A 14,201-nucleotide genomic window follows, 5' to 3' on the forward strand; every position below is an offset into this window, starting at 1 on the left:
GATCTTCCGGAATTGTTTGTCGGCGACACGAGAGTTTTCGGCGCAGTGGTTGCTGAAGTCGCAGCTCTTGCGATCGATCCCTATCCCCGCGAACCCGGCGTCTTGTTCGCCGATCACCTGGATGGCGATCCGGATGAAAATTCAGGACGCCCCAATCCCTTTGCCGTCCTTAAGGACTGGAAAAAGGATTGAGGACGGGTTGTAAGCGACAGCAAAAACTATATTTTGGCCACGAATTCGCCGACACGGCCCCGCATGAGGAGCGAAGGACCGCTGGAGACGTGAGAACTGGCGCATGGTCCCCGCTCGGGGCGTGCGTTCGGCGAAGATAAGGATCAGGGACGCGTGATCAGAATTTCTATCGATGCCATGGGCGGCGATTTTGGTCCCGAGGTCGTCATTGCCGGTGCTGCCAAGGCACTGGAACGCCACCCGGATGTGACCTTCCTCATCTATGGGCTCAAGGCTCAATGCGAGCCGGTTTTGGCGAAATATCCAAAGCTGCGGGATAGGTCCGTCTTTCATGAATGCGAACTCGCCGTCAGCATGGAGGAGAAGCCGAGTGCGGCCCTGCGCCGCGGCCGTTACATCTCGACCATGTGGCGGTCGATCGAGGCGGTAAAGCTCGGCGAAGCGGAAGTCGTGGTCTCGGCCGGCAATACCGGTGCCCTGATGGCGATGGCGAAGTTCTGTCTGCGCACCATGGCCAATATCGAACGCCCGGCGATCGCCGGCATATGGCCGACCCTCAAGGGCGAGAGCATCGTCCTCGATATCGGCGCGACGATCGGTGCCGACGCTCAGCAACTTTTCGATTTTGCGATCATGGGCGGGGCCATGGCACGCTCCCTCTTCGAAGTGGACCGACCGACCGTCGGGCTTCTGAACGTCGGTGTCGAAGAGGTGAAGGGCCAGGAAGAGGTCAAGGAGGCCGGGCGGCTGATCCGCGAGGCCAATCTGCCGACGATCGCCTATCACGGTTTCGTCGAAGGTGACGACATCGGCAAGGGCACCGTCGATGTGGTGGTGACCGAAGGTTTTACCGGCAATATCGCGCTGAAGGCGGCGGAGGGCACGGCCCGGCAGATCGCCACGCTTCTGCGCGAATCGATGTCGCGCACGCTGCTGGCCAGGATCGGCTATCTTCTGGCCAAGCCCGCCTTCGACAGGCTGCGCGAGAAGATGGATCCGAACAAGGTCAATGGTGGCGTGTTCCTCGGCTTGAACGGCATCGTCATCAAGAGCCACGGCAGTGCCAATGCCGACGGCTTTGCTGCCGCGATCGATGTCGGCTATGACATGGCACGCAACGATCTCAACGCGAAGATCCGGCAGGATCTTGCAATTTACCATGCCCGTCGCCAGCCCCCGGCTGGCCCCGAAGCGGCATGACGACAGGATGTGAGTTAAGAATGATCCGTTCAGTGGTTCGCGGTTATGGGGCAGCGCTCCCGAAGCGGGTAGTGACCAATCGCGAGTTGGAAGACATCGTCGAGACCTCCGACGAATGGATCGTGCAGCGCACGGGCATTCGTCAGCGTTATCTCGCCGGCGAGGGTGAAACGACCGCCTCTCTCGGCGAGCAGGCAGCGCGTGCGGCGCTCGAAAACGCCGGTTTGATGCCAGATGACATCGATCTCGTGCTGGTCGCGACCTCGACGCCCGACAACACCTTTCCGGCGACCGCCGTCAATATCCAGAATCGGCTGGGCATGACCCACGGCTACGCCTTCGATCTGCAGGCGGTCTGCACCGGCTTCGTCTACGCGATGGCGACCGCCGATCTGCATATCCGCGGTGGAATGGCAAAGCGTGTGCTGGTGATCGGCGCCGAGACCTTTTCCCGCATTCTCGACTGGAAGGACCGCACCACCTGCGTGCTTTTCGGCGATGGCGCCGGTGCGCTGGTGCTGGAGGCGGCGGAAGGCGAGGGGACGATTGCCGACCGAGGCGTGCTGACCGCACATCTGCGCTCCGACGGCTCGCACAAGGACAAGCTCTACGTCGACGGCGGCCCGTCCTCGACGGGCACGGTCGGGCATCTGCGCATGGAGGGCCGCGAGGTCTTCAAGCATGCGGTCGGCATGATCACCGACGTGATCGACAGCGCGTTCGCCGCGACCGGCACGACGGCAGACGATCTCGACTGGCTGGTGCCGCACCAGGCCAACCGCCGCATCATCGACGGCTCGGCGAAGAAACTCGGCATTCCTTTGGAAAAGGTCGTCGTGACCGTCGATCTGCATGGTAATACCTCGGCTGCATCGATTCCTTTGGCACTTTCGGTTGCCGCCTCCGACGGGCGCATCAAGAAGGGCGATCTGGTGATGCTCGAAGCCATGGGCGGCGGTTTTACGTGGGGCGCATTGCTGGTCCGCTGGTAGGGCTGCAATGATTGGCCGAAACGTAAATAAGCGATTGAGCACAGGTGCTTGACCCTCGCGCTCAAGCAAAATACTCTCTATCGGCTTTGATAAGATCAATTTCGAAAATTGGGCGGGGATCATGGCCGGCAAGACAGTAACACGCGCGGATCTGGCGGAATCGGTTTTCCGCAAGGTCGGACTTTCGCGGACGGAATCGGCCGAGCTCGTCGAGACGGTCATAGACGAAATCTGTAACGCGATCGTGCGGGGCGAGGTGGTCAAGCTTTCCTCCTTCGCGACCTTCCAGGTGCGTTCCAAGAACGAGCGGATCGGCCGCAATCCGAAGACCGGCGAGGAAGTGCCGATTTCTCCGCGTCGGGTGATGACGTTCAAGGCCTCCAATGTACTGAAGAGCCGTATCCTCAAGGCGCACACGGCGCGCAAGGCGAAACTGAAGCCGGCAAGCCCTGTCGCCTGAACCCCGGCGCCCTTTCCGCAATCCTGTGAACATGCTTGAATCTCCCGGCTTAAGCCGTTGAGATATGTCCGATTCGGCGCATAATCCGCGCATGAATTGGAGGCTATGAGTCTGCCCTTGGGGCATGGGCAGCCTGCCGTTTGGAGTGTGACCTTTGGAGAAGAGCCCGGACGCCTTTCGTACGATCAGCGAGGTCGCCGACGACCTCGACCTGCCGCAGCATGTGCTGCGCTTCTGGGAAACGCGTTTCCCGCAGATCCGGCCGATGAAGCGCGGCGGCGGGCGGCGTTATTATCGTCCCGAGGACGTCGATCTCCTGAAGGGTATCCGTCACCTGCTCTACGATCACGGTTACACCATAAAAGGCGTGCAGAAGCTTCTGAAGATGAACGGCAACAAGTTCGTCTCGGCGATCGCGTCCGGCGATCTCGCCACGATGGAAGCGATCATGGCGGCAAACAGCGAAAAGCAGGTCGAGCCGAAGATCAGCACCGCCGAAGAGGATCAGATCGTCGGCCGCCCCAAGGTGAAGCCGAGCGGCCGCTTTTTCGGCTTCGGCGGCACCCACGAGGACGACGTGGAAGTGTCGATCGGCAAGTCCAGCATCGGCAAGGAAGACCGCGCCCTGTTGCAGGAGGCGCTGTTCGATCTTCTGGAATGCAAACGCCTCCTGGATCAGGTTCGCTAATCCAACTCGCGGCAAAGTTAAGAAAAATTTACCATTCACCTCTGGTTCAGGAGAAATGAAGGATCATTTCTTCACAAGGAGAATCAGAGGAGGTGAATTATGAAGAAAAAGCTCGCCGTCGCCGTTTTATCCCTGATTACGGCCTTTAGCGGTGTCGTTCCGGCCCAGGCTTTCCCGTCGATCGCCGCCCCGAGGATCGAAGCGTCCCAGGATATCCAGCAGGTGCAGTACTGGCGCGATCGTGACGGCTGGGAAGGCCGCCGCTACTACCGCGACCGCTACGATGGCGACCGCTATTACCGCCGCCATCGCCGTGGCCCGGATGCCGGTGCGATCATCGGAGGGCTTGCCCTTGGCGCGATCATCGGCGGCGCGCTGGCCCAGCCGCGTTATGCACCGAGATACGCTCCGCGTTACTACCGACCGCGCTACTACGCCCCCCGGCGTTATGTCGGTGGCAATGCACATGTAAACTGGTGCTATGCCCGCTACCGGTCCTACAGGGCCTACGATAACACGTTCCAGCCCTATTACGGCCCGCGCCAGCAGTGCTATTCGCCCTACTGACATCCGTTGAACCGGATAACAACGTCAGCCTGCCCTGCCAATCCGGTGGGGCGGGTAAATCACGTGAGGAAGTCCCGGTTCTCGGAAAAGGTTTTTGATCTGACTGAGATTTCAAGGGGATTTAATTGGTCGGGGCGGCCGGATTTGAACCGACGACCCCTTGACCCCCAGTCAAGTGCGCTACCGGGCTGCGCTACGCCCCGACCTGCTCAATGAGCATGTTTTCCCTAGTCGCTCCGCTTTGCCGGCGCAAGCTCAAAATCCCTTGATTGGAAGAAAAAGAGGATGGTTGGCACAAGAACGCGCCGATGAACATAAAAGCCGGGTCCGAACTCGGGCATCGCGAAAGCCTTCGTCGCGGGCAGCGGCACGGGCTTCACCGAGGCTGCAGCCGCGGTTAACCGCTCGGAAGACCAACTATAAGGGGATTGCAGAGATTTCTGCGGAAGATAATCTTAGATATAAAACGAAGTTGCGCATGCTGGAAACTTCGGCATGAAGGCGGGCTAAAAGATTAGCTGCGGTATCTATGTAATGCTTAACGAAAACGCGGCGCCCGGCTTGCATTCATCAAGAGTTCTTGCTGAGACGCAAAAGGTCCGAGAAGTTTCAGAAGGCGGATTTCTTCCTCTTGATCGATACGATAGCGCTTTGCGAACTCCGCAACGCTCCAGACTTTCTTCAAGCCTTTACTATCGATATCGTCGAGATTCATATGCGTCGACATAAGTATCCCCTTTTCTTGCTTGTTCGAACCTAAACTCGCGTGGCAAATTTTGTTCCGGACAACTCTGAGCTTCTATCGTTAATAATGTATCCTCTAACGAACCCTCACTTTTCTTGGACTTTAATACCATTCTGGCCGATGCTGAGCTCGACGCCTCTGGGCTTGGTTTCTTCGCGATAGACGTAAAAACCGAGGCCGACGACGGCGACAAGCAAGGCGCCGATAATGAGATAAAGGTTATTGATGCGTGTCATGCGTACCCCCTGCACGTTGTCTGGCGGCGGGGAAACGCGTGAGATCTCAAAGAGTTCCCGCGCTGCAGCGATTTCAGTCGTCGTTTGCGGCGTTGAGGTTCTGGGGGCGGATTCCCTCGTCGTGAAACTGCTGGCGCAGCCTGAGCCCCGGCCCGGCGCCCGCATCGTCCTCACCCGCGCCGAGGAAAAGCACGCCCTTCGACTCGAAGATTGAACGCAACCGATCGGTGACGCCGGCGTTTGCGAAGACTTGCGAGGCCTCGGCTTCTTCGATCGCAGATTTGGAAAGCCCTGACGCGGCGGCCAACTCCTCCACCGTCATTCCTGTCATCGCGCGTGCGGCGCGGAGTTGAGAAACCGTCAGCATGATAGGGAATCTGGAGCGCTGGGCGCCGAAGTCAAGCGGCGTTGTCGGCCGCAGAGCGGGATCGTCGCTGCGATCGGATGAAACGATGTTCCAGCGCCACGCAGCCCCAGACGATGCCGAGCAGGAGGTAGAAATGCCGCCAGTGGTCGGTGTCGATGACGTTGCCGATGATCGCATGGCCCAATATCATCACCCAGGCGATCATCAGATAGGCCTGCCACGGGCGTTCGCGCAGCATGTAGCGGAAGCCGAACCACAGCGTCGACCAGATCATGATCTGATAGGTGATCGCGCCGAGCCAGCCATAGGTGGTCAGCGTCTTCAGCCAGATATTGTGTTCGTCCTCGCCGAAGATCTTGCCGAAGGCCATCGGCCCCAGCCCGAGCGGCCGTTCCATGGCCATCAGGAAGCCGATCTTGTGGCGCTCGAAACGGCCAAGGCGGGCGCCGTCATAGTCCTGCACCAGCTTGGCGCGGTTCGTGAACAGGTCGGAAACCTGCGGGAACTGCAGCGCGATCGCCAGCGCCAGGACGAGGAAGATCGCAGCACCCCCGGCGATCGCCAGGATCTTGAACCGGAAGGCGGTGGTGCGCTCCTTGAGGAGCATGACGATCACCAGAGCGATACCGGCGAACACCAAGAGGCCCCAGGCCGCGCGCGAGAAGGACAGGAAGATGCCGAGCGCCAGGATGAGGATGCCGGCGATCAGCAGCGGCGCCTTTATCAGCGGTCCGGTCAGCAACCGGTAGAGGAGGTAGAGGAGGGGGGCGACGAGATAGGGGCCGAAGACGTTCGGGTCCTGGAAGGCACCCATGGCGCGATTGTAGCGGGTGAACACATGCGAGCCCGGAAAGGCGTTGAAATAGCCGAGAACGCCGAGCAGCGAGGTGATGATTGCAGCGATGACCCAGGCCTTGAAGATCAGGTTCAGGCGCCGGTGGTCGTTCTCGATGATCGCCGCATAAAAGACCGAACTCAGCGCCAGGAAGGTGGAGACGGCGAAATACATCGGCGCCTCGCTCATGTCCTTCATGACGAACATGGAGAACAGGCCGCTCATGTTGAACGTCAGCATCATTACCAGAAGCGGTGCGACGGTACGCGATATCTTCAGGCCGAGCAGGAACCAGATGCCGATCTGGATTACCATGATCAGCTCGTAAGGCGCAGGCTCGGAAATGACGAAGCCGGAAAGGAAGACGCCAAAAGCGATCAGGCCGGAACCGGCCAGCTTTACGGCCGCCAGCCGGCTGTCGAAACCCACCGGGTGGCCGCCTGCGCGGTTATAGTCGAGCGTGCTCAATAGGCGTTGTCCGTGTTGAGCAGCCGGATCGGCGTCAGGAACAGGATCTTGAGGTCGAAGAGCAGCGACCAGTTTTCGATATAGTCGAGGTCGTAGGCCGTGCGGGCACGGATCTTCTCGTCGCTGTCGAGTTCGCCACGCAAGCCGTTGATCTGCGCCCAGCCGGTGACACCCGGCTTGACGCGGTGGCGGGCGAAATAGCTCTCGACTACGTCGACATATTTGCGCGTCCCCGTCTGGGCAAGCACCGCATGCGGGCGCGGTCCGACGAGTGAAAGCTGGCCGCGCAGCACGTTGAACAGCTGCGGCAGTTCGTCGATCGAGGATTTGCGCAGGAAGCGACCGACCGGGGTGACGCGCGGGTCGCCCTTGGTGACGGCCTTGACCGCCGTCTGGTCGCTGAGGTCGGTGTACATCGAACGGAACTTCAGGACGTCGATGATCTCGTTGTTGAAGCCGTGGCGCTTCTGGCGGAACAGGATCGGCCCCTTCGAGGTCGCCTTCACCGCAATTGCCGCGCCCAGCATGATCGGCCAGGCAAGGAGGAGGCCGACCACCGAAAAGACGATGTCGAAGACGCGCTTGGCGACCGAGTCCCAGTCGCGGATCGGCTTGTCGAAAATGTCGAACATCGGTACCGCGCCCACATGCGAATAGGAGCGGGGGCGGAAACGCAGGCGATTGGCATGGGCGGCAAGGCGGATATCGACCGGCAATACCCAGAGCTTGCGCAGCAGCTGCAGGATGCGGGCCTCGGCCGTTGCAGGCAGCGCGATGATCAGCATGTCGATGCGGGCAAGGCGGGCGAATTCGATAAGCTCGGCGAAGGTCCCGAGCTTCGGATAGCCGGCGACGACGGTCGGCGAGCGTTCGCTGTTGCGATCGTCGAAAATGCCGCAGATGCGGATGTCGTTGTCGGGCTGCTGTTCGAGCTGGCGGACGAGCTGCTTGGCCGGTTCGCCGCCGCCGACGATGATGGCGCGGCGCTCCATCACGCCATTGCGCCCCCAGTGACGGATGGCAAAGGCGGTGAGCTGCCGTTCGAGGAAGAGGAACGCGGCGCTGGTAACGAACCAGGCGATAAAGCCGGCAAGCGGATAGGGCTCGCGTTCGACAAGGTAAAGGGTGGACGCCGTCAGCAGAAAACCGATCGTCCAGCAGACGAAAACACGTTTGGCGGTGCGCGAGGCACCACGTAGCGAGGGGATCTGGTAGGTATCGGCCACTTGCAGAAGCAGGACGGTGAGCGTCGAACCCCAGGCGACGAGAGCGAAACGGGCGAAAAAGCCGGTGAGATCGATCGGTGCGAAAAGCGCCCCGACGCCAAGGCCGATCCCGAGCATGGCCAGCAGCTCGAACAACCGGAACTGGCCGATCAGCATCGTCGGCGAATAGCTGTCGTTGCGGAACTGCTCTGCGATCTGGCGCGCAAACGGATTGAGCACCGTGGCGTTCACCGGATCATGCTTTTCGTCGGCAGCTCGGAGTTCCGAAACCTTCTTGCGAAGGCTTTCGACATCGAACTGCTCGGACTTGTTCGGCTGGTTCATGGACCGATCCCTTTGGCCTTCCGGGTCCGGCGGCGCTGGAAGCCCCGGTGACGCTGGAAGCAATGGGAAACGCATACCAAAAAGAGGTGAAGGAAGCCTTTAGCCGCGCCCAGGATCCGGTCTCGAACCTGTCAGATCTTGATACAGGCCGAGCATTTCGCGGGCCATGACCGAGGCGGAAAAGACCGCCTTGAAGGCCTCCGGTTTCGGCATCACCGCATCCTGCCAGCCGGGCGTCGTGACCGCTTGCGTCATGACGCGGGCGAGATCCTCGGCATCGCCGGGGATGGCAAGGGCAGCACTCGCCTCGCCGAGCACTTCCGGGATGCCGCCGACCCTGGAGGCGATCACTGGCTTGCCGGCCGCCAGCGCCTCGAGCACGATGTAAGGCATCGCTTCGGCGCGGGAGGGCACGACGACGATCTTCGCCATGGAGAACGCGTCGCGCGCCGGCATGGCCGGTTTCATCTGGATGCGCCGGCCAAGCCCGCGCTCGGCCATCATCGCCTCATAACGGTCGCGATCCGGGCCGTCGCCGACCATCAGCGCCGAAAGCGGATGACCGACCGCCCTTTCGGTGCGGGCGAAGGCGTCGATGAACACATCCGGCCCCTTGAGGTCGCGCAGCATGCCGATATAGAGGAAATGCGGTGCCCCGTGGTCGGTGCCGATGGTTTCGAACTCGGCGTCCTTGATGCCGTTGTAGATCACCCGGGAGACTTTTCGCGGCGTGCCGACCTTGGCCTCGTAGGTGCGCCGTTCGTAGTCGCAGACGAACACCAGCGCGTCCCCGAAATGCTCCTGAAAACGTTCCAGCCGCAGCACGACTTGGCCGGAAAGGCTGGACCGGCTGAAATGCAGGCTGCCGCCATGCGGCGAATAGAGGCGGGCTACGCGATACCTGTTGACCCGCAGGGCTGAGCCGATCAGCCGGGCAATGGCGCCACCCTTGGCGCCGTGCCCGTGCAAAATGTCCGGCTGCAAACTCTTGATATGTCTGTAACTCTTGTAGATCGCCACGAAATCGGAAGGCGCGATCGCGCGGCGCATAGGAATGCGGGTGAGGCCGAGCGAAAGATGGGGCCTGATACTGTCGAAGAGGCGGTCCTCATGCGCTCCACCGGTCGAGCTGTCGCACAGGATGCCGACCTCGTGGCCGGCCGCCCGGTGCTCCTCGACCAGATCGCGCACATGGCGGAAGATCCCACCGACGGGCGACCTGAAGCAGTGGAGTATCCGCAAGGGAGCGCTTTCCGCCATGGACCGGTCAGAACAGCCGCTCGCGGACGTAGATCGTGTCGCCGGCAAGCACCGTGGAAGAGATGACGGTGCGGCCGGTGATCACCTGGCCGTTGATCTTGCGGGTGACGTCGACGTCGCGCTGGTTGCCGCGCGAGGTGAAACCGCCGGCGATCGCGATTGCGTTCTGGGCAGTCATCCCCGGCACGTAGGAATATTGCCCCGGCCGGCCGACTTCGCCCATGACGAAGACGGGACGATAACGATCGATCTCGGCTGTGACATCCGGATCGCGCAGGTAACCCTGCTTGAGACGGGAAGCAATCGAGCCTTCCAGCGCCGGCAGCGTCTGGCCGCGGGCAACCACCTGGCCGATCAGCGGGAAGGCGATGTAACCGGCCTGGTCGACCGTATAGGTATTGGTGAGGCCCGGCTGCTCGAAGACGCTGACGCGCAGTCGGTCGCCGCTATCCAGCCTGTACGGCTGGACGGCCGCCTGCTGGAAACTTTTCGGGGCGGGCGCGTAGCTCGTGCAGCCGGCAAGCGCCGTCGCAGCGAGCGCTAACGCCAGCACATGTTTGGCCATCACGCGATTGAAGGGGGCGAAGGACATTTCCGCGTTCGAGGCTCCGGCTGTTCATACCATCTGCCCCCGTTATCGATCCGTTAGGGTTAATGCCCGGTAAAGAGGCCGGTAATTTGGGGATTTTCTTGGAGCTCCGACGCTGTACTTGGCCATTAACCCTCGCGTTACCATGATCCTTTACTCTTCGCCGAAACCGATCAGTTGGAGCGTATCATGTCAGGCGTAAACGGTGGCAATCAGGACGTGGATATCGACCTCGGGCGGGTCATCTCGGCGGTCTGGGAACGCAAGGCCAGGATATTGGCCGCAACGATCGTTGCGGCGGCGGTCGCACTGGTCGGCACCAGCCTGATGAAGCCCAGCTACAAGAGTGAGACGCGAATGCTGATCGAATCCCGCTCGCCCAACCTTTCGGGAGGGGATGCCGCGGCGCAGGCCAACGACCCGCTGCTCGACTCGCTCAACATCACCAGCCAGGCGCAGCTTCTGCAGTCGACCGATCTCATCAAGCGGGTCGCCCGCGACCTCAACCTCGCCAAGCTCAAGGAATTCGATCCGGCCGCCCAGTCCTTCCTTCCCGACCCGCTGGTCCTGATCGGCCTGAAGCAGGATCCGATGAAGCTCGACCCGGAAGACAGGGTGATCAAGGAATTCCGCGATAAGCTGAATGTCTATGCCGTCGAGAATTCGCGCGTCATTGCCATCGAGTTTTCCTCACGCGATCCGAAGCTCGCAGCCGAGATCCCGAACCGGATGGCGCAGGCCTACCTTCAGATCCAGAGCGGTGCCAAGCTCGATACCCATTCCGAGACCGCCAAATGGCTGGAGCCGGAAATCGCCAGCCTGACCAGCAAGGTCAAGGAGGCGGAGAAGAAGGTTGCCAACTACCGCTCTTCCAACGGCTTGTTCCAGACCACCGAAACCAACAGCTTCTCGACCCAGCAGCTCAACGACATTTCGACCGAGCTTGCTCGTATCCGCGGCGAGCGGGCGAATGCCGAGGCGCGCGCCGAAAACGTCCGAACGGCCCTGAAAGCCGGCCGCGCTTCCGATACTCTGAGCGATGTCGTCGGTTCGCAGGTCATCCAGCGGCTGAAGGAAGCGGAAGCCAACCTGCAGGCGCAGATTGCCGACTCCTCGACCTCGCTACTCGAAGGCCATCCGCGGCTGAAGGGACTGCGCGGCCAGCTTTCCGGCATCCGCCAGCAGATCGAGAGCGAGACAAAGAAGATTCTCGCGAGCCTCGACAACGAAGCCGAAATGTCGCGCATCCGCGAACGCCAGTTGATGGGCCAGCTCAACGGCTTGAAGGCGGACTCCGCCAAGGCGGGCGAAGAGGAAGTGGGCCTGCGCGCGCTGGAACGCGAGGCCGCCGCCCAGCGCCAGCTTCTCGAAACCTATCTTGCCCGTTACCGCGAAGCGAGTTCCCGCCTCGAGGGCAATTCGAGCCCGGCCGATGCCCGTGTCGTCTCGAAAGCCGTCGAACCGTCGGAACCCTATTTCCCGAAGATCATCCCGATCGTCATCGTCGTCTCGCTCGCCACCTTGATCTTCGGCTGCCTGATCGTCATCGTCACCGAGCTCTTCTCCGGCCGCGCATTGCGCCCCTCCGGCGTTCGTAACGCCGACAATGACATCATGCTGGAACCCGCCGCATCCGCCCCTGCTGCTGCCGCTCCGCTGCCGGTCCACCAGATGCAGGCAGAGGCGGCACGCTTCGACCGGCCGGAACCGGCCCAGGAAAACGCGAGAAATGCGGCAGCGCTCGCCTATGCCAAGATCGCCGAACAATCGCTCTCCGAGAAGGAGAGCGAGGCAGAGGATGCCGTAGCGGAAGTCGACGATCGCGGCTTCACGATCGGCTCCGTCGCGCATTACCTGCAGCGCCACGATGTGCCTGTGGCGATCGGCATTTCACCGGGTGGCGACGAGGGCTCGACTGCGACCGTCATGCTCGCCCGCGAACTCGCCGAGCGCGGCCGCACTGTCGTGCTGGTCGACATGACCGGTTCCGCCGCCCCGACGCAGATGATGGTGGAAAATCCGAAACTGCCCGGCATTACCGACCTTCTGTGCGGCGAAACCGCCTTCGGCGACGCGATCCATCCGGACCGGCTTTCCGATGCCCATATCATCCCGCACGGCGCTTCGGATCCGGCGCGTGCCATGCGCGGCGTCGATCGCCTGTCGATGATCATAGATGCGCTGGCGGATGCCTACGACCTAGTGCTGATCGAATGCGGTCCCGCCGAGATTGCCGGCATCTCGCGTCTGACCCGCAATGCGATGGCCGAGATCGTCCTGTCGGTTCCGGGCTTCAAGGATGAGGAAGTCGCCGAACTGGTGACGGATTTCGAAGCGGCCGGCTATGGCAATCTACTGGTCATGGCGCAGACCGCCGATCGGCATTCGCCACGTCCCGGAAAACGCCGCGCCGCCTGATTATTCGGCTGCTGGTTCCGTGTCGGAGGCGGGAGCTTCCGGCACGTTCGGGCACCGGCGGGACCGCCACCGCTGCACCAACGCATAGAGATGCGAATTGCGCTTGATCGCAGCCTTCGCCTTGGTCACTCCGATCAAAAGCGGCCGCATCAGCGAACCCTTCCAGGTGAGCGGCAGCAGGATGTCGTACTGCACCGTTTCCTGGGTACACCAGTTGCGCTTGTAGGGCTGGTCGCCGACGCCGAAATCGAACACCGAAGCGCCCTCGCGGCAGGACTGCTCGATCATCAGCCAGAACAGCAATTCGCCGGGGCTCGCCTCCGGGCAGATCGTCTCGTCGATCGAGCTGAACTGGCAGATGACATGGTCGCCCTTGCGCGACAGGCCGGCAATCGCCGCGATGTGCCCTTCGTGCTCGCCGCGCAGCCGAATGGCATGCAGCATGAGCGGCGTATCTGTCCCCTTGACCGGAACGTCCATCAGGTGGTGGAAGAAGTCCTGGATACCGGGAAATTGAAAGACGTCCGGCAGGCCGAACAGTCGCAGCCGCTCGCCTTTCTGGCGAAAGAAGATATCGAGCAGAACATGCTTTTCGGCCGGATCGGTCGGGACGATGTGATCATAACCGCCGATCGCCTCGATCTTGCGGCTCTGCGAGCGGAATTTCTTGCGGCGGCTTTTCGCATTGAGTTGCGCCAGCGTCGCCTCGAAATTCTGAAAGAGCGGCAACTGGAAGGAATGGTTCTGGTTTTCGATCGAAGCAAGCGCGGACAGCGGATGCTGTATGCCCCGCCAGACAAGCGGGATATTATCGAGAACGACCAGGTCCGCCTTGTCGGAGAGTGCGAGCCTTATGCCATAGGCGAAGTTCTGCAGTTCTTCCGCATCGGGTGCGGTGAGTTCGGCATCGAAGAGGCCGGTATTGACGTTGTTGAACCGGTGGCCGAGCAGACGGGCGATCCGGGCGCGGCGTTCCGGTATGACTTCGAGCGGCAGGATGAAAAGCGTGCGGCCATCGACAATGCCCTGGATGATCGCAAGTTCGCTATGATGCGCCTGGACCCAGGCAAGACACCAGTCGAAACTTTGATGCAGGGAGTTCTTGGAAAGCCGTTCGAGGCGCCGCCACTCAGCTTCAACGGACCGGAGATCGTTGGTCGAGACGAGGGTGAGTTCGGACAACCGTATCGTCCGGTTATCGGTTCCGAGAGGACCCGCATCCTTGATCTGCTCTTCGTGTTGGATCTTCCGCTGCTGCATGGCCTCGCCCGCTGATGCCGTTTTGCCGGCAACATAGGGGGAGGGCGCCAAGAATCAGTTTACCGATAAGCGAAATCCCCGGGAAACCGCTGCCGCTGGTTAACCGGGGGTAAAGCCGCCTATTCCTTGGGCTTCGGCCCGGCCATCCATTTGATGATCAGCATGGCGGGCAGGATCCAGAGGAGGCCGCTGATCAGGAAGTAGAGGAAATGCACCCACCAGGGTGAAGTGGCAAGCAGCAGCATGGCGAAAGTCGTGGCGGCAAGCGCATAAAAGATCACCAGGATGATGATCAGGATCGTGCCGATGAAACTTCTCAAACGCGGGACCAAGACGTCTTCTCCTATCCGCGACCGCATGCCGCAAAGCGCCGG

Annotated in this window: 15 protein-coding genes, 1 tRNA gene and 1 pseudogene; 7 read left to right on the forward strand and 10 right to left on the reverse strand. The window is 61.2% G+C overall.

Translation table 11 applies throughout. The features are described 5' to 3' along the window. From AC1D3C_RS25680 to AC1D3C_RS25705, 6 genes and pseudogenes are all read left to right on the forward strand, one after another. Positions 1 to 192: pseudogene (locus AC1D3C_RS25680) on the forward strand (YceD family protein); the annotation flags it as partial. 153 nt (positions 193 to 345) lie between these two features. Further along, the gene (plsX, locus tag AC1D3C_RS25685) at positions 346 to 1,392 is read left to right on the forward strand and encodes a phosphate acyltransferase PlsX (RefSeq protein WP_477484866.1); all 1,047 of its coding nucleotides are present in this window, start codon (positions 346 to 348) and stop codon (positions 1,390 to 1,392) included. A 20-nt stretch (positions 1,393 to 1,412) separates the two neighbouring features. After that, positions 1,413 to 2,384 carry a beta-ketoacyl-ACP synthase III gene (locus AC1D3C_RS25690; protein ID WP_477484867.1) on the forward strand — a complete coding sequence of 324 codons (972 nt, stop codon included), beginning with the start codon at positions 1,413 to 1,415 and terminating at the stop codon, positions 2,382 to 2,384. A gap of 121 nt (positions 2,385 to 2,505) precedes the next feature. Next, positions 2,506 to 2,844 carry an integration host factor subunit alpha gene (locus tag AC1D3C_RS25695; protein ID WP_007770264.1) on the forward strand — a complete coding sequence of 113 codons (339 nt, stop codon included), beginning with the start codon at positions 2,506 to 2,508 and terminating at the stop codon, positions 2,842 to 2,844. A 154-nt stretch (positions 2,845 to 2,998) separates the two neighbouring features. Further along, positions 2,999 to 3,532 carry a MerR family transcriptional regulator gene (locus AC1D3C_RS25700; protein WP_038541870.1) on the forward strand — a complete coding sequence of 178 codons (534 nt, stop codon included), beginning with the start codon at positions 2,999 to 3,001 and terminating at the stop codon, positions 3,530 to 3,532. Positions 3,533 to 3,631: 99 nt separating this feature from the next. Next, a complete protein-coding gene (locus AC1D3C_RS25705; RefSeq protein WP_038541872.1) occupies positions 3,632 to 4,099 on the forward strand; it encodes a BA14K family protein in 468 nt (155 codons plus the stop codon). 126 nt (positions 4,100 to 4,225) lie between these two features. Here AC1D3C_RS25705 and AC1D3C_RS25710 read toward each other — a convergent pair. The 8 genes from AC1D3C_RS25710 to AC1D3C_RS25745 form a co-directional block, all read right to left on the reverse strand. Further along, positions 4,226 to 4,302 (reverse strand) — tRNA-Pro (locus tag AC1D3C_RS25710). A gap of 335 nt (positions 4,303 to 4,637) precedes the next feature. Further along, positions 4,638 to 4,826 (reverse strand): hypothetical protein, encoded by a 189-nt coding sequence (locus AC1D3C_RS25715; protein ID WP_038541874.1) that lies wholly within the window; start codon positions 4,824 to 4,826, stop codon positions 4,638 to 4,640. A gap of 104 nt (positions 4,827 to 4,930) precedes the next feature. Next, positions 4,931 to 5,080: a hypothetical protein gene (locus tag AC1D3C_RS25720; RefSeq protein WP_038541876.1), complete on the reverse strand. Its 150-nt coding sequence runs from the start codon at positions 5,078 to 5,080 to the stop codon at positions 4,931 to 4,933. 73 nt (positions 5,081 to 5,153) lie between these two features. Further along, the gene (locus AC1D3C_RS25725) at positions 5,154 to 5,447 is read right to left on the reverse strand and encodes a helix-turn-helix domain-containing protein (protein WP_038541878.1); all 294 of its coding nucleotides are present in this window, start codon (positions 5,445 to 5,447) and stop codon (positions 5,154 to 5,156) included. Positions 5,448 to 5,478: 31 nt separating this feature from the next. Further along, positions 5,479 to 6,750 (reverse strand): O-antigen ligase family protein, encoded by a 1,272-nt coding sequence (locus AC1D3C_RS25730; protein WP_038541881.1) that lies wholly within the window; start codon positions 6,748 to 6,750, stop codon positions 5,479 to 5,481. Then, positions 6,747 to 8,300 (reverse strand): undecaprenyl-phosphate glucose phosphotransferase, encoded by a 1,554-nt coding sequence (locus AC1D3C_RS25735; protein ID WP_477484868.1) that lies wholly within the window; start codon positions 8,298 to 8,300, stop codon positions 6,747 to 6,749. Before AC1D3C_RS25735 ends, AC1D3C_RS25730 begins: the two co-directional genes overlap by 4 nt. A 99-nt stretch (positions 8,301 to 8,399) precedes the next feature. After that, complete coding sequence (locus AC1D3C_RS25740; RefSeq protein WP_477484869.1) at positions 8,400 to 9,560, reverse strand: glycosyltransferase family 4 protein; 1,161 nt, start codon at positions 9,558 to 9,560, stop codon at positions 8,400 to 8,402. Between the two features lie 7 nt (positions 9,561 to 9,567). Beyond that, positions 9,568 to 10,152: a polysaccharide biosynthesis/export family protein gene (locus tag AC1D3C_RS25745; RefSeq protein ID WP_477484870.1), complete on the reverse strand. Its 585-nt coding sequence runs from the start codon at positions 10,150 to 10,152 to the stop codon at positions 9,568 to 9,570. A 186-nt stretch (positions 10,153 to 10,338) separates the two neighbouring features. Between AC1D3C_RS25745 and AC1D3C_RS25750 the strand changes: the two genes are divergently transcribed. Then, a complete protein-coding gene (locus AC1D3C_RS25750; RefSeq protein WP_477484871.1) occupies positions 10,339 to 12,567 on the forward strand; it encodes a GumC family protein in 2,229 nt (742 codons plus the stop codon). On the opposite strand, the gene AC1D3C_RS25755 is transcribed toward AC1D3C_RS25750, so the two are convergent. Beyond that, positions 12,568 to 13,827 (reverse strand): GNAT family N-acetyltransferase, encoded by a 1,260-nt coding sequence (locus AC1D3C_RS25755; protein ID WP_477484872.1) that lies wholly within the window; start codon positions 13,825 to 13,827, stop codon positions 12,568 to 12,570. It abuts the gene before it with no gap. A gap of 119 nt (positions 13,828 to 13,946) precedes the next feature. Next, a complete protein-coding gene (locus AC1D3C_RS25760; RefSeq protein WP_477484873.1) occupies positions 13,947 to 14,159 on the reverse strand; it encodes a DUF2842 domain-containing protein in 213 nt (70 codons plus the stop codon). Positions 14,160 to 14,201 lie beyond the last annotated feature (42 nt).

It is taken from the genome of Neorhizobium sp. P1_A6, from assembly GCF_056406795.1.